This is a genomic window from Novosphingobium sp. ST904, from assembly GCF_001298105.1.
GTDB lineage: Bacteria > Pseudomonadota > Alphaproteobacteria > Sphingomonadales > Sphingomonadaceae > Novosphingobium.
On record NZ_LGJH01000159.1, the window covers coordinates 35,715 to 59,790 of the forward strand.

The 24,076-nt window shown below is 66.5% G+C and carries 16 protein-coding genes, 2 pseudogenes and 1 riboswitch; of the genes and pseudogenes, 11 read left to right on the forward strand and 7 right to left on the reverse strand.

Translation table 11 applies throughout. The features are described 5' to 3' along the window. Positions 1 to 2: 2 nt before the first annotated feature. Both lldD and ADT71_RS21695 read right to left on the reverse strand, forming a co-directional pair. Positions 3 to 1,151, reverse strand: coding sequence for an FMN-dependent L-lactate dehydrogenase LldD (gene lldD / locus ADT71_RS21690; protein WP_054440200.1), 1,149 nt, complete (start codon positions 1,149 to 1,151; stop codon positions 3 to 5). Continuing rightward, positions 1,151 to 2,578: an FGGY-family carbohydrate kinase gene (locus ADT71_RS21695; protein WP_054440201.1), complete on the reverse strand. Its 1,428-nt coding sequence runs from the start codon at positions 2,576 to 2,578 to the stop codon at positions 1,151 to 1,153. Before ADT71_RS21695 ends, lldD begins: the two co-directional genes overlap by 1 nt. 134 nt (positions 2,579 to 2,712) lie before the next feature. On the opposite strand from ADT71_RS21695, the gene ADT71_RS21700 reads away from it, so the two are divergent. The 6 genes and pseudogenes from ADT71_RS21700 (at position 2,713) to ADT71_RS21720 (ending at position 11,751) form a co-directional block, all read left to right on the forward strand. Further along, positions 2,713 to 4,815, forward strand: a complete 2,103-nt coding sequence (locus tag ADT71_RS21700) for a bifunctional rhamnulose-1-phosphate aldolase/short-chain dehydrogenase (RefSeq protein WP_231636094.1) — start codon at positions 2,713 to 2,715, stop codon at positions 4,813 to 4,815. A gap of 83 nt (positions 4,816 to 4,898) precedes the next feature. Beyond that, entirely contained in the window at positions 4,899 to 6,191 is a 1,293-nt protein-coding gene (gene rhaI, locus ADT71_RS21705) for an L-rhamnose catabolism isomerase (protein WP_054440205.1), read from the forward strand. Between the two features lie 342 nt (positions 6,192 to 6,533). Further along, positions 6,534 to 9,115 (forward strand): annotated as a pseudogene (locus ADT71_RS21710) (glycosyl hydrolase); the annotation flags it as partial. A 246-nt stretch (positions 9,116 to 9,361) separates the two neighbouring features. Further along, positions 9,362 to 9,763 carry a glycosylhydrolase-like jelly roll fold domain-containing protein gene (locus ADT71_RS35945; RefSeq protein WP_369818324.1) on the forward strand — a complete coding sequence of 134 codons (402 nt, stop codon included), beginning with the start codon at positions 9,362 to 9,364 and terminating at the stop codon, positions 9,761 to 9,763. Positions 9,764 to 9,920: 157 nt separating this feature from the next. Then, the gene (locus ADT71_RS21715) at positions 9,921 to 10,928 is read left to right on the forward strand and encodes an LLM class flavin-dependent oxidoreductase (protein ID WP_054440207.1); all 1,008 of its coding nucleotides are present in this window, start codon (positions 9,921 to 9,923) and stop codon (positions 10,926 to 10,928) included. A 16-nt stretch (positions 10,929 to 10,944) separates the two neighbouring features. Then, a complete protein-coding gene (locus ADT71_RS21720; RefSeq protein WP_231636107.1) occupies positions 10,945 to 11,751 on the forward strand; it encodes an IclR family transcriptional regulator in 807 nt (268 codons plus the stop codon). A gap of 13 nt (positions 11,752 to 11,764) precedes the next feature. Here ADT71_RS21720 and ADT71_RS21725 read toward each other — a convergent pair whose 3' ends face one another. Beyond that, the gene (locus ADT71_RS21725) at positions 11,765 to 12,835 is read right to left on the reverse strand and encodes a glycosyltransferase family 1 protein (protein WP_054440209.1); all 1,071 of its coding nucleotides are present in this window, start codon (positions 12,833 to 12,835) and stop codon (positions 11,765 to 11,767) included. After that, the gene (locus ADT71_RS21730) at positions 12,832 to 13,737 is read right to left on the reverse strand and encodes a UDP-2,3-diacylglucosamine diphosphatase (RefSeq protein WP_054440210.1); all 906 of its coding nucleotides are present in this window, start codon (positions 13,735 to 13,737) and stop codon (positions 12,832 to 12,834) included. The genes ADT71_RS21725 and ADT71_RS21730 overlap by 4 nt, the downstream gene beginning before the upstream one ends. 184 nt (positions 13,738 to 13,921) lie before the next feature. Here ADT71_RS21730 and ADT71_RS21735 point away from each other — a divergent pair, with 184 nt between their 5' ends. After that, positions 13,922 to 14,596, forward strand: coding sequence for a response regulator transcription factor (locus ADT71_RS21735; protein ID WP_054440211.1), 675 nt, complete (start codon positions 13,922 to 13,924; stop codon positions 14,594 to 14,596). A 117-nt stretch (positions 14,597 to 14,713) separates the two neighbouring features. Here the strand turns inward: ADT71_RS21735 and ADT71_RS21740 are convergent, their stop codons facing one another. The 3 genes from ADT71_RS21740 to ADT71_RS21750 all read right to left on the reverse strand — a co-directional run bounded on the left by ADT71_RS21740 (position 14,714) and on the right by ADT71_RS21750 (position 20,038). Beyond that, on the reverse strand, positions 14,714 to 15,289 hold the full coding sequence (locus ADT71_RS21740; RefSeq protein ID WP_054440213.1) for a TMEM165/GDT1 family protein: 576 nt from the start codon (positions 15,287 to 15,289) through the stop codon (positions 14,714 to 14,716). A gap of 89 nt (positions 15,290 to 15,378) precedes the next feature. After that, positions 15,379 to 15,508: riboswitch (yybP-ykoY riboswitch) on the reverse strand. Between the two features lie 108 nt (positions 15,509 to 15,616). Then, the gene (locus ADT71_RS21745) at positions 15,617 to 18,319 is read right to left on the reverse strand and encodes a TonB-dependent receptor domain-containing protein (protein WP_054440215.1); all 2,703 of its coding nucleotides are present in this window, start codon (positions 18,317 to 18,319) and stop codon (positions 15,617 to 15,619) included. 102 nt (positions 18,320 to 18,421) lie between these two features. Next, on the reverse strand, positions 18,422 to 20,038 hold the full coding sequence (locus ADT71_RS21750; protein WP_054440217.1) for a hypothetical protein: 1,617 nt from the start codon (positions 20,036 to 20,038) through the stop codon (positions 18,422 to 18,424). A 297-nt stretch (positions 20,039 to 20,335) separates the two neighbouring features. Here ADT71_RS21750 and ADT71_RS21755 point away from each other — a divergent pair, with 297 nt between their 5' ends. The 4 genes and pseudogenes from ADT71_RS21755 (at position 20,336) to ADT71_RS21770 (ending at position 24,075) form a co-directional block, all read left to right on the forward strand. Then, a complete protein-coding gene (locus ADT71_RS21755) occupies positions 20,336 to 20,710 on the forward strand; it encodes a tetratricopeptide repeat protein (protein ID WP_054440219.1) in 375 nt (124 codons plus the stop codon). 277 nt (positions 20,711 to 20,987) lie between these two features. Then, positions 20,988 to 21,293 carry a TrbC/VirB2 family protein gene (locus ADT71_RS21760; protein ID WP_054440388.1) on the forward strand — a complete coding sequence of 102 codons (306 nt, stop codon included), beginning with the start codon at positions 20,988 to 20,990 and terminating at the stop codon, positions 21,291 to 21,293. 9 nt (positions 21,294 to 21,302) lie between these two features. Then, entirely contained in the window at positions 21,303 to 21,584 is a 282-nt protein-coding gene (locus ADT71_RS21765) for a type IV secretion system protein VirB3 (protein WP_054440221.1), read from the forward strand. A gap of 48 nt (positions 21,585 to 21,632) precedes the next feature. Next, a pseudogene (locus ADT71_RS21770) lies at positions 21,633 to 24,075 on the forward strand (VirB4 family type IV secretion/conjugal transfer ATPase). Position 24,076 lies beyond the last annotated feature (1 nt).

Below are 24,076 nucleotides of genomic sequence, written 5' to 3' on the forward strand. Positions count from 1 at the left end.
TTTCAGGTCCCTCCCGCCAGGATCGTTCTGTCGATCTCTGCGATTTTCGTCGTGCCGGTGAGCGCCATGGCGACGCGCATCTCGGCCTCGATCAATTTCAGCATCTTGGTTACGCCCGCCTCGCCCCCGGCGCCGAGCGCCCAGGCCCATGCGCGGCCGAGCAGCACGCCCCTGGCGCCGAGCGCCAGCATCCGCACGACGTCGAGGCCGGAGCGGATGCCGCCGTCGGCCAGCACGGTCATGCGGTCTCCCACGGCGTCGGCGATGGGGGGCAGGGCGCGCGCGCTGGAAAGCACGCCGTCAAGCTGGCGGCCGCCGTGGTTGGAAACGACGAGCCCGTCCGCGCCGAGTTCGGCGGCTTCCTTCGCATCCTCGGGATCGAGAATGCCCTTGATGACCAGCGGCCCCTTCCATTCCGAGCGGATGAAATCGAGATCGCGCCAGTTGATCGAAGGGTCAAAATTATTGCGCATCCAGGCGAAGAAATCCTCGATGCCGGTGCGGCCCTGAAGCACGGGGGCGACATTGCCCAAAGTGTGGGGCCGTCCGTTGAGGCCCACGTCCCATGCCCATGCGGGGCGGACGACGGCCTGCGCCGCGCGCCATGCTGCGCCCTTGAGCCCGCCGGTTCCGGCAAGTCCGGTGTGATAGTCGCGGTAGCGGCTGCCGGGGACGGGCATGTCCACAGTGAAGACGAGGGTGGAACAGCCTGCCTCGACCGCCTTGGCCAGCAGGTCCTTCATGAAGGCGCGGTCGCGGATCATGTAGAGCTGGAACCAGAACGGCTTGCTCGCCGCCTTGGCCACTTCGCCGATGGTGCAGGCACCCACGGTGGAGAGCGTGAAGGGAATGCCCGCCTTGTCCGCCGCGCGCACCGCCTGGCATTCGCCGCGCCGGGCGTTGAGCCCGGCCAGCCCGATCGGGGCGAGGGCGACGGGCAGGGCGAGCTTCTGGCCGAACAATTCGGTCGAGAGGTCGAGCTGCGAAACGTCGCGCAGCACCCGCTGGCGCAGCGCAAGGTCAGCAAGGTCGGAGACATTGCGCCGGAGCGTTGCCTCGGCATAGGAGCCGCCGTCGATATATTCGAACAGGAAGCGCGGCAGGCGGCGGCGGGCGGCCTCGCGGAAGTCGGGGATCGAGGCGGTGATCATCAGGCAAGCTCCCGCATGTGCGCGCGCCACTTTTCGCGGTAGGCCATGAGATCGCCTTCGAGAGGCTCGACACGGCGCAGCCCGCCTTGCGCTTGCAGCAGCGGATTGATCAGCCGCAGCGCGCCGAACGAGACGTCGTTATGTGCGTTCGCCACATAGACTTCGGTTTCCGGCCGCAGCGCGGCGAGGGCGCGCACGAAGACTTCGGCATCGGCGAAGCGACCCTCGATCAGGAGGCGCTCCTTCGATCCGATCAGGTCGAGCGAGGTGTCGGCCACCATCGCCGCATAGAGGCAGATCGCGGCACGCCGCGCGTACCAGGTGCCGGCCCATTCCTCGGGCTTGTCCACCCAGTCTGCCTTGCCGTGCGGGAACGGTCCGAAACCCGGCGCGAGCGTGGGCATCATCATCGTCCCGCGTTCGAGCAGGCCCGGTACGGCGTCCATCAGCCTGGGCTGGTCGGGTCGGATGTCGACGCGGCGGGTGTCGATCTGGATTACCGATTCGATCTCCCGCCCGCCCATGAAGCGCGCGGAAGGCACCGGCCAGCCATAGGCATCGACATTGACGAGGGTGTCGCGCGCCTCGGGAAGGGCGGCGATGGAGAAGGTCTCGGCAGCAAGGCGCATGGCGATGAACCAGGTGCCGGTGGAGAGAATCGTCGCCTCCAGCCGCGCGATCTCGGCAAAGCCGCGCGCAGCGAGGAGAGCGGCGTTCGAATCGTGGAGGCCTGCCAGCACCTGGGCCGTGGCCGGAAGGCCGGTCTCGGCGGCGATCTCGGGGCGGAGCGTGCCCACCACGTCGCTCGCCTTGACCACGGGGGCAAAGCGTTCCGCCCAGCCGAATCGTTCGGCCATGGGCGAGAATCGCGCATCGGCGGGGCACCAGAGATCGGTGTGGCAGCCGAGGCTGGTCACTTCGCTCGCGGCCTTGCCGGAGAGAAACCAGGCCCAGTACTGCGCCCAGGGAACGAGCGTGGCGCGGGCCATCTCCTCGGGGTGGCGGCGGGCCATCCAGTAGACTTGCGTGCCGAGGTTGAGGCCGTCGGGCAGGGCGGGGCTGCCGGTGAGGGTGAAGGCGTCACGCTCGCGCCGATAGTCGGCCATCACGTCTTCGGGGACGGCCTGTTCGTAGTCGAGCGGGGGGAACAGCAGGCCCTCATTGCCGCCGGCGCCGTCGAGAGCGGCGAAGCCCGCGCCGTGGGCCACGGGGATGATCGCTTCCACCGGATGGCCGGACCAGCCGCGCAGCGTGGCGCGCAGCCATTGGCCGATTCCCTCGACGTCGAGAACACGCAGCCCGTCATGCTCGCAGGGGACGTTGGGGCGCACCTGACGGTCGATCATGCGCCCGCCGCGCGTCCACAGCGTCACCTTGCTGAGGGTCTTGCCGATATCGACGACGATGAATGTACCGGTACCCGTCATGGCTCTCCAACCATCCTCCAACCCAAACACGCTCTGACCAATTATGATTGACTTTGATGATCGAACGTGATCGTTTTGTAGCGAAACAGATTGCTCATGCAAGCACGAATTGGTAGAGGATGACTATGGATACCATGACCGCTTCCCGCCCGGCTGCGATACCGTTTGCCGTTCCTTCCAGCCGCTGGGACGATTCGCTGGCCGCGACGCTGTCTCCCGAGCAATTGCTGCTTTATCGTTCGAACCTGCTGGGTTCCGATCTGACCGTCACCAACTTCGGCGGGGGCAATACCTCGGCCAAGCTGGCGGAAGTGGACCCGCTCACCGGCGAAACGGTGGAAGTGCTGTGGGTGAAGGGTTCGGGCGGCGACATCGGCTCGATGAAGCTCGACGGTTTCGCCACGCTCTATCAGGACAAGCTGCTCGGCCTTGAGGCGCACTATGCCGGGCCGGAAGACGACGACAAGATGGTCGGCTACCTGCCGCACTGCACCTTCAACCTGAACGCGCGCGCCGCCTCGATCGATACGCCGCTGCACTCGCTGCTGCCTTTCGCCCATGTCGACCATGTTCACCCGGACGCGATCATCGCGCTGGCCGCCAGTTCGGGCGGCGAAGCGGCAACGCAGGAAATCTGGGGCGGCAAGATCGGCTGGCTCGGCTGGAAGCGCCCCGGCTACACGCTCGGCGTCCAGCTTCGCGACTATGTGGCGGCCAATCCAGGCGTCGAGGGCGTCATGCTTGCCGGTCACGGCATCATCTGCTGGGCCGATAGCGCCAAGTCCTGCTACGAACACACTGTCGAGCTGATTGCGGATGCGGCGAACTATCTCAACGCCAAGCTGGGCGAGAAGCCTGCCTTCGGCGGCGCGGCCCATGGCACTGCCGGGAACCGCGCGGAGATCGCCGCCGATCTCATGCCGCGCCTGCGCGGTCTGATGACCGGCGCGCGCCGCAAGCTGGGCCACTTCTCGGACGACGCCGAAGCGCTGGAATTCGTGAACTCGGCGGAGTTCGAGCGTCTGGCCGGTCTCGGCACCTCGTGCCCCGATCACTTCCTGCGCACCAAGATCGCTCCCCTGACCCTCGACCCTACGCGTCTTCAGGACCAGGACTATCTGGCTCAGAAGATTGCCGATTATCGCGACATGTATGCAGCCTATTACGAGCGCTGCAAGCGTCCCAACTCGCCCGCGATGCGCGATGCAAACCCGGTGGTCGTGCTGGTCCCCGGTGTGGGTCGCATCACTTTCGCCACCGACAAGACCACCGCGCGCCTTGCCGGGGAATTCTACGGCAACGCCATCAACGTGATGCGCGGCGCGGAGGCCATTGGCGACTACATCGCGCTCGACGAGCAGGAAGCGTTCGACATCGAATACTGGCTGCTTGAGGAAGCCAAGCTCCAGCGCATGCCCGCACCCAAGCCCTTGGTCGGCCGCGTGGCGCTCGTCACCGGCGGCGCCGGCGGCATCGGTGCCGCCACCGCCGCGCGCCTGATGGCGGACGGGGCCTGCGTGCTGCTGGCCGACCGCGATGCGGGTGCCGTGGAGGAAGTTCGCGCCGGTTTCGCGAAGCAGTTCGGCAAGGACGTGGTCCGCGCCGCCGTCTGTGACGTGACCGACGAAGCGCAAGTTTCCGAGGCATTTGCCGTCGCCGCGCGGGAGTTCGGTGGGCTCGATATCCTCGTCGCCAATGCCGGTATCGCCTCCTCGGCCCCGATCGAGGAAACCACGATCGAACTGTGGAACCGCAATTACGACGTACTGGCGCAGGGCTACTTCCTCACCAGCCGCGCCGCATGGCCGCTGCTGAAGGGCATGAAGGAGCAGGGCGGGACTTCGGTGGTGTTCATCGGTTCGAAGAACGGCGTGGCGGCGGCCACCAATGCCTCTGCCTATGCTTCGGCCAAGGCAGCGGCGAACCACCTTGCGCGCTGCCTCGCGCTGGAAGGGGCGCCGCACGGCATTCGCGTCAACGTGGTCAACCCCGATGCGGTCATCAAGGGCAGCAAGATCTGGGACGGCGACTGGCGCAAGGAACGCGCGGGCGCCCACGGGATCGACACCGGCAAGGAACTGGAAGAACACTACCGCAACCGCTCCATGCTGAAGCGCGACGTGCTGCCTTCCGACATTGCCGAGGCGGTCTATTTCCTGGCCGGTGACCAGTCGGCGAAATCGACCGGCAACATGATCAATGTCGATGCGGGTAACGCACAGGCGTTCACGCGCTAAGAGATGTTTTTCGGGGGAATGCACGAACCGGCGCATTCCCCCTTTCCGGCATCGCGGTGCCGGATGCGGAAGAGGATAAGAGAATGAGCAGACTGCCGATTTCCGATGAACTGATCGCCGAAGCCAATGCCCGCGCTGCAGATGCGCTGGAGGACGAATATGCCTCGCTCGGCCGCAAGCTGGAGCGTTCTGGCATCGCCATCGATGCGATCAAGGACAAGGTTTCAGCCTTCTCGGTCGCCGTTCCCTCGTGGGGCGCTGGCCGGGGCGGAACCCGCTTCGCCAAATTCCCGATTGCGGGCGAACCCACCAACATCCATGAAAAGCTGGAAGACTGCGCCGTCATCAACCAGCTTTCGCGCCTGACCCCCCGCGTCTCGCCGCATTTCCCGTGGGACAAGGTGAGCGATTACAAGGCGCTGCGCGAGGAAGCGGCCAGCCTTGGCCTTGGCTTCGATGCGGTGAACTCCAACACCTTCCAGGACCAGAAAGATCAGGCGCACAGCTATTCCACCGGTTCGCTCTCCTCGACCATCGAGGCGACGCGCCAGCAGGCGGTGGAGCACAACATCGAATGCATCGAGATCGGCCAGCAGCTCGGCTCCACCGATCTCACCGTCTGGGTGGGGGACGGCACCAACTTCCCCGGCCAGCAGGACCTCGGCCGCAGCCTCGACCGCTATCTGGATGCCGCCGCACAGGTCTATGCCGCGCTGCCCGATGACTGGCGGATGCTGCTCGAACACAAGATGTTCGAACCGGCGTTCTACTCCACCGTCATCAGCGACTGGGGCTCCTCGATCCTCGCCGCTCAGGAACTGGGCCCCAAGGCCAAGTGTCTGGTCGACCTTGGGCACCATGCGCCGAACGTGAATATCGAGCAGATCGTGGCCCGTCTCCACCGCTTCGGCAAGCTGGGCGGTTTCCACTTCAACGACAGCAAGTACGGCGATGACGATCTCGATTCGGGCTCGATCAACCCGCACCAGCTGTTCCTGGTGTTCAACGAACTGGTCGAAGCCGAACTGGCCCCGCGTGACGGATTCAAGCCCAGCTACATGATCGACCAGTCGCACAACGTCACCGATCCGATCGAATCCATGCTGTCCTCCGCCGAAGCCATTGGTTCCTGCTATGCCAAGGCGCTGCTGGTGGACCGCGAGGCGCTGCATCTCTCTCAGGAAGCCAACGACACGATGATGGCCTTCCAGGCGCTGCGCCGGGCCTACAACGTCGATGTCAGCCCGATCCTTGCCAAGGCGCGCGTGGAGGCGGGCGGTGCGGCGGATGTGCTGGGCGTCTACCGCGAAAGCCGCTGGCGCGACCGCAAGGCGCAGGAACGCAAGGCCGTGGGCCTCGGCGCCGGGATCGTCTGATCCCTTTCGCATCCTGAAATGCTGCCGGACCAAAGGGTAACAAACCCAGCCGGAAAACCCTTATCGCCGGGACTCCCCGTCCCGGCGGCAAGGTGAAGACAAGACTGCTGCAATAATAAAAAATCTACACAACCATTTGGATTTGGGAGGGAAATTATGCCGATCCAATCGTTTCGTACCGTGCTGTGCGCTGCAACCGCACTCACCTCGGCGCTGGCTGCGATGCCTGCCGCCGCGCAGGAACAGGCGCCCGTCGCCGAAGCCGCTGCTTCTACCGCTCCACTTGAGGACCAGTTCCGCGATCCGCCCAATTCCGCCCGCCCGCGCGTGTGGTGGCACTGGATGAACGGCAATATCTCGAAGGACGGCATCGCCAAGGACATGGCGTGGATGAAGCGCGTCGGCATCGGGGGATTGCAGAACTTCGACGCCAATCTTCAGACCCCGCAAGTGGTCGACAAGCGCCTCGTCTACATGACGCCGGAGTGGAAGGACGCCTTCCGTTTCGCCGCGCACGAGGCGGACCGGCAGGGGCTCGAACTCGCCATCGCCGCCTCGCCCGGATGGTCGGAAACCGGCGGCCCCTGGGTTCAGCCGCAGGACGGCCTGAAGAAACTGGTCTGGTCGGAGACCCCGGTAGCCGCCGGGCAGCGCTTCTCGGGCAAGCTTTCCGCGCCGCCTTCGGCGACCGGGCCCTATCAGGCGCTGGGTGCCGCGGTGTCCATCGAGGAGATGATCTCCGGTCATCCCGCCCCTCCGGGGCCGTCGTACTACGGAGATGTCGGCGTCTTCGCTTATCCGGAAGCCGTTGAACCCGCAGTCTCCTTGCCGCGCGCGGCGGATGGGCTGGGCAATGTGCTCTCCGCTGCCGCGCTGTTCGATGGCGATCTTGCCAAGGGCGTAACCCTGGCCCGCAAGGAAGGCGAGGCGCCCAGCCTGCGGCTCGACTATGCGAAGCCGGCCCGGATCTCCACCGCGACGGTCTTCGTGCCCGATGTGGTGGTTCCCTTCGCCGGAGCCGCTTTCACGGGCGCGCTGGAATCGAGCGGGGACGGTAACACGTGGACGCCGATTGCCACGTTGACGCTGGGTGCCGTACCCACGACCGTCAGCTTCCCCGCCGTTACCGCCGCGCATTTCCGTGTCGTGCTCAATCCTCGCAAGCAGGACGGCGGCCTCGGATCGCCCGCGCCGGGCATTGCCATGGACGGATTGTTCGACGGCGTCGGCGCGATGCTGGCGAAGAAGCCGCTGATCGTCGGCACCTTCACGCTCGATGCCGCCGCGAAAGTAGACCGTTTCGAGACCAAGGCCGGCTTCGTGATGAGCCGCGACTATTACGCGCTGGAGGAGCCGAAGGACGGTGCCGCCGGTATCGCCCCCGCCAGCGTTGTCGACCTCACCGGCAAGCTCAACGCGGACGGCACGCTCGACTGGCAGGCCCCGGCGTTGCCCAAGGGCCAGCGCTGGCGGGTGCTGCGCATGGGCTATTCGCTGCTCGGCACCACCAACCACCCGGCACCGCCCGAGGCGACCGGGCTTGAGGTGGACAAGTTCGATGGCGACGCGGTGCGCCGTTATCTCGATCATTACATCGGCATGTACAAGGATGCCGCCGGGCCGGACATGATCGGCCAGCGCGGCGTGCGCGCGCTGCTCACGATTCCATCGAGGTGGGAGAGGCGAACTGGACGCCGAAGATGCTGGAGCAGTTCCAGCGCCTGCGCGGCTATGACGCGCGGCCCTGGCTGCCGGCGCTGACCGGCGTGCTGGTGGGCACGCGCGCGCAATCGGACAAGTTCCTCTACGACTATCGCCGCACCCTGGCTGACCTGCTGGCCAGCGAGCATTACGGCACCGTCGCCAGGGTCGCTCACGAGAATGGCCTCAAGGTCTATGGCGAGGCGCTGGAAGACAAGCGTCCGATGCTGGGCGACGACATGACCATGCGCAGCCACACGGATATCCCGATGGCCGCGATGTGGACCTTCCGCGAGGAAGGCCCGCGCCAGACCCTGATCGCCGACATGAAGGGCGCGGCTTCGGTCGCGCATCTCTACGGCCAGAACCTCGTCGCGGCGGAATCGATGACCGCCTCGATGTCGCCCTGGGCCTTCGCGCCCAAGGATCTGAAGCGCTTCATCGACATGGAGTTCGTCAACGGCGTCAACCGCCCGGTGGTCCATACCTCGGTCCATGTGCCGGTGGACGACAAGAAGCCCGGCCTCTCGCTCTTCATCTTCGGCCAGTATTTCAACCGGATGGAAAGCTGGGGCGAGATGGCCAAGCCCTGGGTGGACTACATCTCGCGCTCCTCGCTGCTGCTTCAGGCGGGGCGGAACGTGGCCGATGTGGCCTACTTCTACGGCGAGGAAGCACCGCTGACCGGGCTCTATGGCGACAAGCCGGCCGATGCGCCGGTTTCGCACGCTTACGATTTCCTCAGCTACGATGCGCTCACCGGCTTGCTCACCAACGAGGGCAACGAGGTCGCCGCGCCCGGCGGCGCGCGTTACCGGGCGATCTACCTCGGTGGTTCGTCGCAGCGCATGACATTGGGAGCGCTGAAGAAGCTCGCCGCGCTGGTCGAGGGCGGCGCCACGGTGATCGGCGATGCGCCGGTCTCGACGCCCAGCATGGCAGGGGGCATGATGGGCCCGCAGGACGCGGAATGGTCGGCGCTGGTGGCGAAGCTCTGGCCGGGCAGCGGTGACGCCGCAGTCGGAAAGGGCCGCGTGATCGCCGGCAAGGACGTGGAAGGCGCGCTTAGCAAGCTGTCGGTGGCACCGGATTTCACCTTCACCGGAGCAGAGGCGAATACGAAAATCCCCTTCGTCCACCGCCGCGACGGGCAGGGCGAGATCTACTACCTCTCCAATCCGCAAGGCGCGCAGTCCATCGAGGCGCGCTTCCGCGTCACCGGCAAGGCTCCCGAACTCTGGCACCCGGAAACCGGAACCAGCGAGCCGGTAAGCTACCGCATGGAGAATGGCGAGACGGTCGTGCCGCTCTCGCTGGCCGAAGGTGACGCGGTCTTCGTGGTGTTCCGCAAGGCGGCCGCGAAGCAGAGCCTTACACTGCCTGCCAGGCCGGTGCAGGCGCTGGCTTCGCTTGACGATGGCTGGACGGTGCGGTTCCAGGCTGACCGCGGCGCTCCCGCCTCGATCGAGATGCCGAAGCTCGCCCCGCTCGAACAGAATGCTGAAGCCGGGGTGAAGTACTTCTCCGGCGAGGCGACCTATTCGCGCAGCTTCACCCTGCCGAAGGGTGCGAAAGCGGGGCAGCCGCTTTGGCTGGACCTTGGGCAGGTGGGCGACCTGGCGGAAGTCACGGTGAACGGAAAGCCGGTCGGTGCGGCGTGGCATGCGCCTTACCGGATCGATATCGGCAAGGCCGTGAAGAACGGCGCCAACACCATCGAGGTGAAGGTGGCCAATCTCTGGGTCAATCGCCTCGTCGGCGATGCGCAGCCCGGCGCGAAGCCGATCACCTGGACGGCGATGCCGACCTATCGTGCCGATGCGCCGCTCAGACCTTCGGGGCTGATCGGCCCGGTCAAGCTGGAGAAGTAAGGCAGGAAAGCTCCCGGAGGGCTCTTCCTCCGGGAGCCGCTCCGGCGCCCTGCGGCGGCTGGCGGCGGGCGGGCTTCGCCAACTCATCGCCCCCGCGCCTTGCCGCCTCGGCCCCGGCCGCTAGGCTCCCTCCCGAAAACGAACGGGACAGGGCACGATGGGCGAACTCGGCTTCGGCTACCTTTACGATTTCCGCAATCCCGGCCCGTGGCGACGGGCGCCGGAAGCGCTTTATGGCGAAATTCTCGACGTCGTTGCCGAGACCGAGGCGCTGGGCTTCGACGGGGCCTGGGTGCCCGAACACCACCTCGCCGGGGACGGCTACATGACCTCGCCGCTGGTGGCGCTGGCGGCCATCGCAGCGCGCACGAAGCGGATGCGCATCGGTGCCGGCATCGCGCTTGGCCCGCTCTACGAGCCGCTGCGTTTCGCCGAGGACTGCGCGGTGCTCGACACGCTTTGCGGTGGGCGCTTGGCGATGGGGCTCGCTATCGGCTACCGGGCGCGCGAATATGCAGCCCACGGCCTCGACTTCACCCGGCGCGGTGCGCGGTTCGACGAATTTCTGAGCATCGTCCGGCGGCTCTGGGCGGGCGAGACGGTGGACTTCGAGGGCCGCCATTTCAGCCTCGAAGGCGCGCGGGTTTCGGCGCTGTCGAGCCGGGGGCAGGTGCCGCTCTACATCGGCGGCTTCGCGCCCAAGGCGATGGAGCGGGTGGCGAGGCATGGCGACGGATACTTCGGCAATGTCGATATCTGGCCGCTCTATCGCCAGAAGCTGGAGGAGCAGGGCAAGGACCCGGCGCTTGCGAAGATCTGGCTGCAGGAACTGATGCTGGTCGTCGCGCATGACAAGGCGGCTGCGGTCGAGGAACTGGCGCCTTATTTTCATCACGTCAGCAACACTTATGCGGCGTGGATGGCCGAGGACCGGGCCATCGGGATCGAGGATGCGGCGATGAAGCCGATGGACCTCGATACCTTCAAGCGCAGCGGCGTGCTTCAGGTGCTTACCCCGGCCGAGGCGGTGGACCGCTTCCGCGCCCTCCGCGACAAGGCGCCGGTTGAGCATTTCACGATGATGATGCCGCCGGGCCTTCCGGCGGAGCGTTTCCTTGCCTATGCCCGGACCTTCGCGGATGAAGTGATCCCGGCATTTCGGTGAGGCAGGCTTGAGCACGGTGACGGAGCAGGACGGAACGGTCGCGGAAGGCGTGGGAGCGCGGGCGGCCTCGCCGCAATCGGTGACGCGCGTGGTCCGCCTGCTCGAAGCCCTCTGCGCCAGCAGCGAGCCGCTGTCGCTGGCGGACCTCAGCCGCCGTCTCGCCACGCCAAAGAGCAGCCTCGCGGCGCTGCTGCGCGGGCTGGCAGAGGAAGACTTCGTGATCGGCGCGGATGGCACCTGGCGGCTGGGCCCCGGCGCCTTCGGCCTCGGCAGTGCACTGGCCGAGGCACGCCGCCGCCTGCAAAGCTCCGATCTGATCCGGGACGGCATGCGCCGTCTCTGCGCCGCGACGGGCGAAACCGTGCTGTTCGCCGTGGGCGATGGGAATGGCGACCAGCTCACTTATGTCGACATGGTAGAGAGCCGCAACGTCGTGCGCTATTCGGTCAGTGTAGGCGACCGGCGCCCGCTTTACGCGACGGCGGGCGGACGGGCGCTGCTGGCGACATGCTCACAAGATGCGACCGACAGTTACCTGCGCCGCCTGAGCGCGCAGGCCTTCACCCCGGCAACTCTGGTGGACCGCCAGGCCCTGGCCGCTGCCATTGCCGATGCGCGGGAGCAGGGCGTCGCCCAGACCGTCGATCAGGCGGCTGACGGCGTAACCGGCACTGCCTCGGCCATTCGCGATGCCGCGGGACTGGTGCTCGGCGCTCTGGTCGTGGCCGCGCCCACCCCGCGCGCGCAGGGCCGGCTGGAGGATCTTGCGCGGCTGGTGCAGCAGGAGGCGGCGGATATCTCCCGCAGCCTCGGTTTTCGCTGAGCGCCGCAGCGCTTTACGCGGCCGCGCGTCTTGGGCTTTCGGCGGCTTCGAGAGCGGACTGGATCGTCGTCAGGAACTGGCCGGTCGCCCGCTGCCACGAGAAGCGCGAGCCCAGTAGCGCCGCGTCCTCGCGCCGGACCGTGAGCGCGGCCGCGATCGCCCGTTCCAGCACCGCGTCCGCCGCGCCTGCCGGAGCGCGAAGGCCTTCGTCCACCCCGCATCCGTCGCGGCCGAGGATGTCGACCGGGCCGGTTACCGGATAGGCGGCGACCGGGGTGCCGCAGGCCAGCGCCTCGATCACCACGAGGCCGAAGGTATCGGTAAGGCTGGGGAAAACGAAACAGTCGGCCGCGCGGTAGGCGCTTGCCAGTTCGTCACCCGAAAGCGCGCCGAGGAACAGCACGTCCGGATAGCGCCGTCGCAGGCTTTCCAGGGCGGGGCCGTCGCCGACCACGACCTTGCTGCCGGGCACGGGTGCGTCGAGGAAGGCTTCGAGGTTCTTTTCCGGCGCCACGCGGCCGACGTTCAGCAGGACCGGGCCGGGCAGGGCGGCCATCGCCGGGTGCCGCGTGCCATGCGGGTGGAACTGGGCATGGTCGATGCCCCGGCTCCAGCGGCGGGTGTGGGAGATGCCGCGTCCGGCGAGTTCGCGTGCGAGACTGTCGGTCGATACCAGCACGGCCTGGCTCGGGGCGTGGAAGCGCTGCATGATCGGCCAGAACCGCTCGGCGCTGAGCCCGGTGCGCACGGCGGCATATTCGGGGAAGCGGGTGTGGAAGGCCGAAGTGAACGGCACTCCGCGCGAAAGGCACCAGCCGCGTGCGGCCCAGCCGATCGGGCCTTCGGTGGCGATATGGACGATCTGCGGCTGCGCCTTGTCGAGCATCCGGCGCACCCCGAAGCGCGGCGCCATGGCCAGCCGGATCGAGGCATAGCCGGGCATCGGCACCGTGAAGAACCGGTCGGGAGTGAGGGTTTCCACCTCGTGCCCCAGCCGCACCAGTTCATCGAGCGTGGCCGAGAGCGAGCGGACGACGCCGTTGACCTGCGGCAGCCAGGCGTCCGTCGCCAGGGTCAGCTTCACTCCGCCGCCTCGGCGCGGATCGCCTCCACGCCATCCGCCGTGTGGCCGCCGGTCTCGGCGATCCAGTCGACGATGGCGATATGACCCTGGAGGTCCTCGACCAGCGCGGTGCAGCTCTCCACCCAGTCACCGTCGTTGTGATACGTGATGCCGCCGAACTGGCGGATCTCGGCGCAGTGGATGTGGCCGCAGACCACGCCGTCGAACCCGCGCGAGATCGCCTCGTTCGCCACGGCTTCCTCGTAGCTGCAGACGTACTGGACCGCGTTCTTCACCTTCTTCTTCATGTAGGCGGAGAGCGACCAGTACGGCATCTTCAGCTTGCGCCGCACCGCGTTGAACACGATGTTTGCCCGCAGCAACGCGCCGTAGGCCTTGTCGCCGAGGAACGCGAGCCATCTGGCGTAGAGCACCACGCCGTCGAAGGCGTCGCCGTGAGTGACCAGCAGGCGGCGGCCGTCGAGCGTTTCGTGCACCGCTTCCAGCACCAGTTCCACGCCGCCGAACGTCAGCCCGGCATAATCGCGCAGCATCTCGTCGTGGTTCCCTGCCACGAAGACCACGCGGGTGCCCCGGTGCGCCATCTTGAGGATGCGGCGGATTACTTCGTTATGGGCATCGGGCCAGTACCACCCCTTGCGCAGGCGCCAGCCGTCCACGATGTCGCCCACGAGATAGAGCGTCCTGCATTCCACCGAGCGCAGGAAGTCCACCAGCATCTCGGCATTGCAGCCGCGCGTGCCGAGATGCACGTCGGAGATCCAGATCGTCTCGTACTTGCGTTTGGGCCGGAAGCCTTTCGGGTCCGGCAGGTCGAGCCAGGCGGGAATGTTGGTGCCGGCAAAGGCGCCTGCATTGTCGCCGGTGGTGCGTTCGAGAAGGGTGTCCACGTCTTTCCGCATCGGTTGCGCCCCCGTTCCAGTTGCCGGGATATTCCCACTTTCGCGTTGCGGCGCGGTGACGGTTGCGGGTCACTTCGATGACAGGCGGGTTCGGCCCGTGTTTTCATGGTGATGTCACCGATATGTCACCTGTTCGTCACACTGGCGCGGCAAGTAGCCGCCCGTAGCTAATGCGCAGGGGGCCATGCGGCGGATCGACATATTGCTGGCGAGCGAGCTTTCCGGGGGCCATGCGGCCTTTCGGCACGACGATTTCGACGTCCTCCTTCACCGCTGGACCGACTTTGCTGAGCTTCCGCTGATCGAAGGTGCGCTCTGGGTCTTCATCGACTGGGTGCTGCCCGAAATGTCGGGCCTTGAGCTGTGCCGCCGCCTGCGGGCCGACAGTCTGACCTCGCATGCACATGTCACGATCGTGCTCGAGGAAGACAACGTCGATGATCGCAAGCGTGCGCTGCGCATGGGCGCGGATGATTACATGGTCGGTCCGCTGACCCGCTCGGCCCTGCTGGACCGGGTGCTGGGCGCCAATATCAGCGAGCAGGACACCGCCAACGGCCGCGTCCTCGCGCAGGGCGAACTGTCGGTGGATGTCGCGGCGTTCCAGGCGCGCTGGCAGGGCAGGCCGATCTCGCTGATGCCCAACGAACTGCGGCTGCTGCGCTACTTCATCGAGCATCCGGGCCGGGTCTTCACCCGTACCCAGCTGATCGCCGCGCTGGGCAAGCAGGAGCCGCCGGTGGACGAACGCACGGTGGACGTCTGGATCGGCCGCCTGCGCCGCGCGCTTAAGGGTGTGGGTGCGGGCAATCCGCTGCGCACCGTGCGCTCCCTGGGCTACGTCTTCGACGCGATCTGAGCTGCCGGACGAAGCCGAGGGCTCGCCATCCGCTGCCGAGGCGGCGTCGTTCCGGCTCCGCCGTCCCCCGCAAGGCGAAAGATTTACCTCGCGAGGGCGCGGAAACCGCAGGGATCGTCAGCCCAGCAGGCCCGCGGTCTGGGCAAGAAGCCAGAGGCCGATCACCAGGAACAGGAGCGCCGCGATCGTGCGCACCACGTTCAGCGGGACGCGTTTGATGATCTCGTTGCCGAGGAACACCGCGGGCACGTTGGCCAGCATCATGCCGATGGTGGTGCCGGCCATGACCGGGAGCACGCTCTGGAAACGGGCGCCCAGCGCGATCGTGGCAAGCTGGGTCTTGTCGCCCATCTCGACGAGGAAGAAGGCGATGGCGGTGGCCACGAAGGGCCCGAAGCGGCTGGGCTTGGGCTCGTCGTCTTCGTCGAACTTGTCGGGGATCAGCGTCCATGCGGCCATGGCGATGAAGCTGACCGCAACGAGGTAGCGGAACCACTGGCCGTCGAGGAAGGCGGAGGCCTGCTCGCCGACCAGCGCTGCGAGGAAGTGGTTGGCGAGCGTCGCCACGAAGATGCCGCCGACAATGGGCCAGGGGCGCTTGAAGCGGGTGGCGAGGACGATCGCGAGCAATTGCGTCTTGTCGCCGATTTCGGCGAGCGCGACCACGGCGGTGGACGTCAGCAGGGCTTCCAAGTGAATTCTCCGGGCCGGGCAACAGACAAGACAATAGCGCGGCAGAACCCGCCCGGCCGGACGGAACTGCAACGCCATTGGTCTCGCCCGGACGGATTTTCCGTCCTCCTGTGCGCCATGGTCTCTCGACCAAGTATGTTGACGACAGGTCCTGCTGGTCTTGTCCGGGCGATGGCCGGGGCAAGGGGCGCAGGCGGCTACTCCCCAGATGACAAGCCGGCCCTTAGCGCGGGCGACCGGTGCTGGCAAAGAAAAAAGGACCGGCCGCATCGCTGCGACCGGTCGTCAGTTGCCGTAGGGAGGGCAGGCGCCTCCCTGGTGAGATCGTCAGAACTTGGCCGTGGCCGAAAGCGAGAAGACCCGGCCGAGGGCGTAAGTGTTGAAGTCCACGCGGCCGTCCTCGAAGGTCTGGTATTCGAGGTGCTTGCGCCCGGTGAGGTTGCGGCCTTCGAGCTTGAGTTCCAGTTCCCTGCCGGCCAGTGCGATCCCCTGGCGCAGCACCACGTCCACGCGCAGGCCGGGGTATTCGATGACGTCGGGCTGGCGGATGCTGCCCACCAGGCCACGGCTGACCGAACGCTTGCTGGCATAGCTGAGCAGGATCGTCTGCTGCGAGAGGCCGGAGGTGTCCTCCATGCCCAGCTGGAAGTTGAGCAGGTGCTCCGACTGTCCGGTGAGCGGCGCGCCGTTCTGGAAGTAGTCGCTGGCAAGCTGGGTCGTGCTGGCGCCGTAGATGTCGGTGGTGTCTTCCGCGCCGACCTTCAGCTTCGACTTGGTGTAGGTGTAGTTGCCGATCAGCACGAGACGGCGGTTCTCGAAGAAGGCGCCGCCGATCGTATCGAGATCGACGTTCTTCTGTACTTCCAGCTCGCCGCCGTAGAGATCCGCCGCAGGGGCGTTGGCGTAAGTTGTGATGAAGCTTTCGGAGCCGGCGAGGATCGATTCGATCGGGTTCTTGATGTGCTTGTAGAAACCGCCCACCGAAACGCGCTGGTCACGCGCGAAGTACCATTCGAAGCGGGCCTCGGCGTTGGTGAGCTGGCTGTCCTTCAGGAACGGGTTGCCGCGATAGGTGCGGTTGCTGTCGGGATCGTAGAAGTTCTGGTAGACCAGCTCGCGGAACTGCGGGCGGGCGATCGTCTTCGAGCCGTTCACGCGGACCTGCATGCCGGGCTCAAGCTCGTAAGTGAGCGTGAGGGCAGGCAGGAAGTATTCCTTCTTGAGGCCGGTAGTCGGCGTGGCCACCCCGCCGACCGGGCGAAGGACGGTCGTCTGCTTGGCATATTCCCAGCGCACGCCAGCGTCGATCGAGAGGCTGTCGGTGATCTGGCCATCGAACTTGCCGTAATAGGCGTGGTTGAGCAGGCGGGCATCGAACTGGCCGACGTTGGCGGTCAGGTCGCGCAGTTCGAGGTTGTAGTTGATGCCCGAGGCATCGTTCAGATACCACATCCCCGGCTGCAGCAGCACGTCGAGCCGCAGCAGGCCGAACGCCTGGATCAGCGACTGGTCGCCACTGGCATAGACGCCGAACTGGCGGTTGGTGTTGGTGCGCCGGTTCAGCTGATAGGCATAGCCGGCGGTGCCGCGCCAGCCGTCGAAGAACTGGCGCGAGACGTCGACGCCGGCCGACCACACGTCCTCGCTCAGGCGCGAGAAGCTGATCGTGGTGGGATCGACCGCCCCGGTGCCCATGGTGTTGACGAAGTTTTCGCCGAACTGGGTGCCGTCGTTGGTGCGGATATATTCGGAGTCGATCTCGAACGGCGAGAGCCGCTTAGAGTTGGCAAAGCCGGCGCGTACGTCGATCGAGGTCTTGTCGTCCGGCTTGAACTCACCGGTGAACTGGGTGTCGAGCAGCGCGCGTTCGTACCAGGCGGTCTTCTGCGAGATGTAGTCGACGTCCTGGTTGCTCTCCTGGTGGCCGGCGCGAAGGCGCGTGAACTTGCTGGTGTCGTGAATGTAGAGGTTGGTCCAGCGGATGGAGTTGTCGCCCCATTCGAGGCCGAGGCCCAGCATGCCGTTGACGATGATCCGGTTGTCGGTGCTGACCGTGCGGTAGTCTTCCCAGAGGTTGTCCGGGTTGGCGCTCAGGCCCTGCGTAAGCTGCTGCACGGCATCGCGGGTCTGGGTCTTGTTCGAGTAGCCGGCCGCCGCGATCACGCCCAGCGTGGCCTCGCCGAGTTCGGCGCGCGTACCCGCCGAAAGATCGGCCGAGAAGTTCGGCTGCATCTTGTCGACCTTCTGGACCACCGAGTTGCGGCCCCGGAACAGCGTGCTGCCGATTTCAAGCGCCTGGTCGCTGCCCGAACCCATCACGGTGTCGCTCTTCAGGTAAGCCTTGAGCGGGGCGGGAAGCGAGCGGTTGCCGTTGTCGTAGCCGGTCCAGTCGGTCTGGCTGCCGTAATAGGTGTAGCCCAGCTTGTTGGTGGTTTCGGTATCCCAGCCGATGCCGCCGCCGATGGTCAGGAAGCTTTCTTCCGGGATCGACTTGGTCGTCAGGTTGATGACGCCGCCACCGAATTCGCCGGGGAAGTTGGTCGAATAGCTCTTCTGTACCAGCGACGAGGCGATGATGCTGGTGGGGAAGAGGTCGAGCGGGACGACACGCTTGAGCGGCTCGGGGCTGGGCAGCGGCGAACCGTTGAGCAGTGCGAGCGAGTAGCGGTCGCCGAGGCCGCGAACATAGACGTAGCCGTTGCCGACCACCGAAAGGCCGGTGACGCGGCCCAGCGCGCCGGCAATGTCGCCTTCGCCGGTGCGCGCGATCTGCTCGCTGGAAAGGACCGAGATGACCTGCGGGGCCGTGCGCTCGATGTTGCGGCTGCGCTGGCCGGTAACGATGATCGCACCGCCCGGGATCGAGACGTCGGGCGCCTCTTCTCCGGCCGCCGCGTCATCCGCCGGTTGAGTGGGAACGGCGCCGGCAATGCCGGAGGCGGGAGCGGAAGTGCTGTCCTGTGCCCACGCCGCGGTCGGCGCGAGCAACGCGGTGGAGAGCAGCAGCGTGACGAGCCGCGGCTTGATCATGGATTGTCCCCCTGGAACACGTAACGGATGCGATCGGATCGGATGCGAACGGGGGGCGGCCAGCTTGGACCGCCCCCCTTCGTTATGCTGCGGGCGGTCGGATCAGACGGTGGGCACTGCGGTGCAGGCGCTGTTCGATCCGAGGTTCGCGTTGGTGGTGTCGCAGGTCCAGCCGCGATACCAGGTGTCCGAAGCGTCCTTGACCGCGCCGATATAGGTGACGTTGGTGAAGAAGCTCGAGAGCGTGGACAGGCTGGCGTAAGCCGGGACCGCGGTTTCGCCGGCGCCGTTGACGAACGTGCTCGTCAGCGTCGAGGTGAAGGCGGCGTTGTTGTTGGTGCCGGCGTTGAATGCGGCCTGGACGGCGGCATTGTCGTAAGTGCCGGTGCCGAGGAAGGCGCCGGTGCCGCCGCAGGTCATCACCACCGAGTGGGCGGTGAGGGAGGTCGCAGCAGAGCCGCCTGCGGTGGTGCCGTTCTGGCGGAGGCACTCGTTCGTCGGGGTGTAGACCACGCCGTTGACGAGAGTGACGTCCGAGTTGCCGCGGAACAGCATCGAGGCCTGGTTGCCGCTGTTGCCCGAGCCCACGCTGGTCTGGACAGCGGTGAAGTTGGCGACGGTGATCTTGGTGCGCGGATCGTCGGCTTCGTTGCCGTTGCTGTCGAACTCGAGGAACGAGTCGCCGGCGTTCGGCTTCTGGACGATCAGGGCGAACTGGACGTTCGCCTGGACGCCGGTGTCGAGGTCGAGGCTGTCATCGTCGGCATTGATGGCGACGTAGTGCTTCAGGTTGAGCGCACCGCCGAAGAATTCGGAGCCGTCGTCCGAGCTGTTCACCGACTGGATGTATTCGAGCTGGGTGCCGCTGCCGATGCCGCCGCCGGTAAGCGACTGGAGTTCGTTGCCCGGAGCGAGCGAATAGCCCGAGAAGCGGATCTGCACGTACTTCATGCTGCCGGCGTTGTAGGTGTTGTCCTGGCCGCCGAAGTTCGCCGGATCTGCCGCGCCTTCGGTCACGCGCTCGCAGTTGTTGCCTGCGGTGGTGCCCATGCCGGTCGAGCAGTCGGTGATCTCGCCGCGCCCGAGCAGCACGACGCCGCCCCACTGGCCCATCGAATCGTTGGTGTTCGAGCCCTGGATGTTCTGGAGGCTGGTGAAGATGATCGGCAGTGCCGCGGTGCCTTCCGCCATCAGCTTGTTGCCGCGGTTGACGGCGAGCCAGGCCGGAGCCGAGGTGCTGTCGCCATAGACGATCGCGCCCGGCGCGATGGTCAGCGTCACGTTCGTGTCGGCGCTGAGCGTGCGTGCGCCGCAGGCGACGGTCGTGGTGGCGAACGTCGAAGTCGCGGTCGGCGCCTTGAAGCCGCCGTCGCAGCCCACGTCCACGCGGCCGTTGAGGCGATAGACCACGCCGGTCCGCTTGGGCAGCGTCGAGCTGACGTTGACCAGCGCCGGCAGGGTGCAGACGCGCCAGCTGCCTTCGGGGCCTTCGATGGTGCCGTCGTTGCTCAGCACGAGGCCGCCGGTGGCCGCGGTGCCGGGGCACTCCGCCGCTGCCTCGACCAGGCCGGTGCCCGGGGTCGGGGTGGGCGTGGGAGCCGGGTTGTTGATGTCCACGTCGATCGAGCCGGCGCCCGGCGAGGAGATGTCGTCGGCGCCGCAGCCGGCGAGAGCGAGTGCGCTGCAGCCCAGAAGCAGCACGCCATGAATGGTCTTCACGTGAATTCCCCCGTTGGTCAGGTCGGAACGAGACGGCGAGTCCGCCTTCGCTGAGCGCGGGGTCTAGGGCTGAGGGGTGACAGTTTGTTGGCGATACCGTGACAGAAATCTGCACTTATACGACGACAGTGTGACCATGAGGGGCAAGTGAGGCTCCCGGTCGGCGCGACTCGCGGCTGTCGGGGGCGGTTCACACGTCCATTGCAGTTTTATGACAGTAACGTCATTTTCTTGCGGAGCGACTTGGCTGGGCGGATGTTGCCGATAGTCCACAGATAGAGAAACGGGAGAACCGCCATGTCCCTCACTGCCCTTGCCGCCACCCTCATGCTCAGCCAGGCCGCCGCCACGCCGATGACCGATGTGCCCCGCGACGACCGCGTGGAAGTGGCCTATACCGAGCTTGCGGCCGGGAATGCGGATGCTGCCGTGCGCAAGCTGGAGGGCACCGGCGCGGCCCGGTCGGACGATCCCGCCACCTTGATAAATCTCGGTACGGCCTATGCCGCCAATGGGCAGACCGAAAAGGCGATAGCGGCCTATCGCGCCGCTGTCGGCAGCTCGGATCGCTACGATCTGCAACTGGCCGACGGCAGCTGGGTCGATTCGCGCGCAGCTGCCCGGCTGGCGCTCAACAACCTGCTGCGCGCCAATGCGCGGGCGTCTCGCTAGGCGATTTCGAAATTAAATCGTTCTAACTTCGGGAGCTACCGAATTTTCCCCAAGGAATTGGCGGATACTGGCCATTTTGAGTACCCCTGAAGTATAAGGGCTCATGCGCAGAGGGATGGGCGCAGGCTGGGATCGCTGAACGGAAATCGGGTGTGACGATTGCAACATGGCTGTCGATTTGGCCGTGTTGTCGTCACACTTCTGTCATCAGGATGGAGCACTGCGCCCTCATACGGAGGGCATGGTGATTCGATACGCTCAGTTTCAGATCCGCAATATGCGCGGTCTTTTCACGATTTTTGCAGCTGCTTTCGGTCTTGCACCGGCAATCGCCCATGCACAGGCGGGCACGCGCGCCGATCCGGCCGGTTCCGGCCCGATCGTGGCCGCGCTCGGCTGGCTCCAGGGGACGCTGCTCGGCAATGTCGCCACGGCGGTTGCGGTCATGGCGGTTGCCGCGGTCGGCTTCATGATGCTGACCGGCCGCATGAACTGGCGGTTCGGTGCCACGGTCATCATCGGCTGCTTCGTGCTGTTCGGCGCGGGCGCGATCGTGACCGGCATCCAGTCGGCCGCGGGCTGAGGACGGCTGATGAGCCTCGCCCGCTATCCGGTGCACCGCGCGCTCACCCGCCCGCAGATGTTCGGGGGCGTGACGTACAGCTTCTTCATCATCAACGCCGCGGTGACGACGGAGATATTCCTCATCACCAAGAGCTTCTGGGCGGTGCCGGCGGCGATCGCGATCCATGGCGCGGGATACCTCGCCTGTCTTCGCGAGCCCCGGGTGTTCGACCTGTGGATCGCCAAGGTCAGCAAATGCCCGCGCGTGCCGAACTGGCAGCGCTGGGGCTGCAACAGTTACGCGCCCTGATCCCGGCCCGGGTACGGGTCTGGATGCGGGGAAGCGGGGGAAATGACGATGGCCGGAAACAGGAAATCGGTTCTCAAGGGTTGGGGAGCCAGGGAAACGCTGGTCGGAGACCGGCTGCCTTACCAGGCGCTGGTGGACGAGAATGTCGTGCTGCTGCGTGACGGCTCGGTCATGCTCTCGCTGATGGTGCCGGGGCTCGCATTCGAGACGGCGGACAGCGATGAGCTCAACGCGCACGTCGCCACGCGCGAAGTGCTGCTCCGATCCTCGCTCGATGCCCGCTTCGTGCTTTACCACCACGTGATCCGCCGCCGTGTGCAGATCGCGATGGGCGGCCAGTTCGAGGACCCGCTCGCCGCGCATATCGACGCGCGCTGGCGGGCCCGCACCGGATCCGGTGCGCTCTTCGTCAACGACCAGTTCATCACCCTGGTCCGTCGCCCCCGCACGCGGCAAGGCAGGTTGGCCGGACAAGCTCTCGCGCATGCTCAGGAACAAGGGTTCCGCGCCGGTCGAGGCCGATCTCGCCGACGTGCGGGCCTTGCGCGCGGCAGCCTCGGCTATGGTCGCCTCGCTGGGTGCCTATGGCGCGCGGCTGCTGGGCGACTACGAAGGGCAGGCCGGTGCGTGCTCCGAAGTGCTCGAACTGCTTTCCGCGCTCTACAACGGCGAGATGCGGCCGGTGCGCCGCCCGGCTGAGGGCACCGACATCGGCCACATGCTGCCCTACCGGCGCATCAATTTCGGCATGGATGCGCTGGAGCTGCGCGGCGCGGCCAGCGCCTCGTTCGCCTCGGTCGTCAGCCTCAAGGATTATCCCGACAGCACCGCGCCCGGGCTCACCGATGCGCTGCTGCGCCTGCCTTGCGAACTGGTCCTGACCGAGAGCTACGCGCCTTCGGACCGCCAGATCGCCCGCGAGCGCATCGACCTTGCCATCCGCCGCCTGCGCTCGGCGGACGAGGAAGCCATGGCCGAGCGTCGCGAGATGTCGGCCGCGCGCGATGCGCTGGGAACCGGCGCGGTCGGTTTCGGCGACCATCACCTCTCGGTGCTCGTGCGTGCCGATAAGCTGGACGCGCTTGACGAGGCGACCGCGCTTTGCGCCGCCTCGCTCGCCGATGCCGGCGCGGTGGCGGTGCGCGAGGACGTCAACATGGAGCCCGCATTCTGGGGCCAGCTTCCCGGCAACGAGGCATTCATCGTGCGCCGCGCGCTGATCTCCAGCGCCAACATGGCCTGTTTCGGCTCGCTTCACGGCTTTGCGATGGGGCAGGCGAGCGGCAATCACTGGGGCGATGCGGTGACATTGCTCTCCACCACCAGTTCGACGCCGTTCTTCTTCAATTTCCATCAGGGCGATCTCGGCAACTTCACCGTCATCGGTCCGTCGGGTTCCGGCAAGACGGTGGTCATGAACTTCCTGGCCGCGCAGGCGCAGAAGTTCGGGCCCCGCACGGTGCTGTTCGACAAGGATCGCGGCGCCGAGGTGTTCCTGCGGGGCATCGGCGGCATGTACAGCCGCGTTGCCGCCGGCCATCCGACAGGGTTCAACCCGCTCTCGCTGCCCGACACCGCCGCCAACCGCGCCTTCCTGCGCGACTGGCTGGGTGTGCTGCTCGAAGCGCGCGGCCCCGAGGAACTTGCGACGATCGCGGGCGCGGTGGATGCGGCCTATCACAACGATCCCTCGCTGCGCCGGCTCTCGCACTTCCGCGAACTGCTGGCCGGCGCGCGGCGCCCGCAGCCGGGCGATCTCGCATCGCGCCTCGATGCATGGATAAGCCATGGGCCAAACGGGGGAGGCGAGCACGGCTGGCTGTTCGACAACCAGCATGACCGTCTCGACCTTTCCGCCCGCGTGCTCGGTTTCGACATGACGGCGCTGCTGGAAAGCCCGCGCCTGCGCACGCCGGTCATGATGTACCTGTTCCACCGCATCGACGAGCGTCTCGACGGCGAGCCGACGATGATCCTCATCGACGAGGGCTGGAAGGCGCTTGACGACGAAGTCTTCGCCGCCCGCATCCGCGACTGGCTGAAAACGCTGCGCAAGCGCAACGCGCTGGTGGGCTTCGCCACCCAGTCCGCGCGCGATGCGCTGGACAGCAGGATCGCCACCGCGCTGGTCGAGCAGACCGCGACGATGGTGTTCATGCCCAATGCCCGCGCCCGGCATGAGGATTACTGCGAGGGCTTCGGCCTGTCGCAGCACGAGCTGGACGTCATCAAGACGCTGCCCGCGCAGTCCCGCTGCTTCCTGGTCCGCCAGTCCGATGCCTCGGCGGTGGTCAGGCTCGACCTGTCAGGGATGCCCGAAGTGCTCACCGTGCTTTCCGGCCGCGAGAGCACGGTGCGCAAGCTCGACCAGCTTCGCGAGCGTTATGGCGACGATCCGGCGGCGTGGTATCCGCGCCTGACCGGGTTCCCGTGGCCCGGCGAACCCGAAGAGGTCGAGGACGAGGACGCCTGGATCGAGGCGGCGGAGTAAC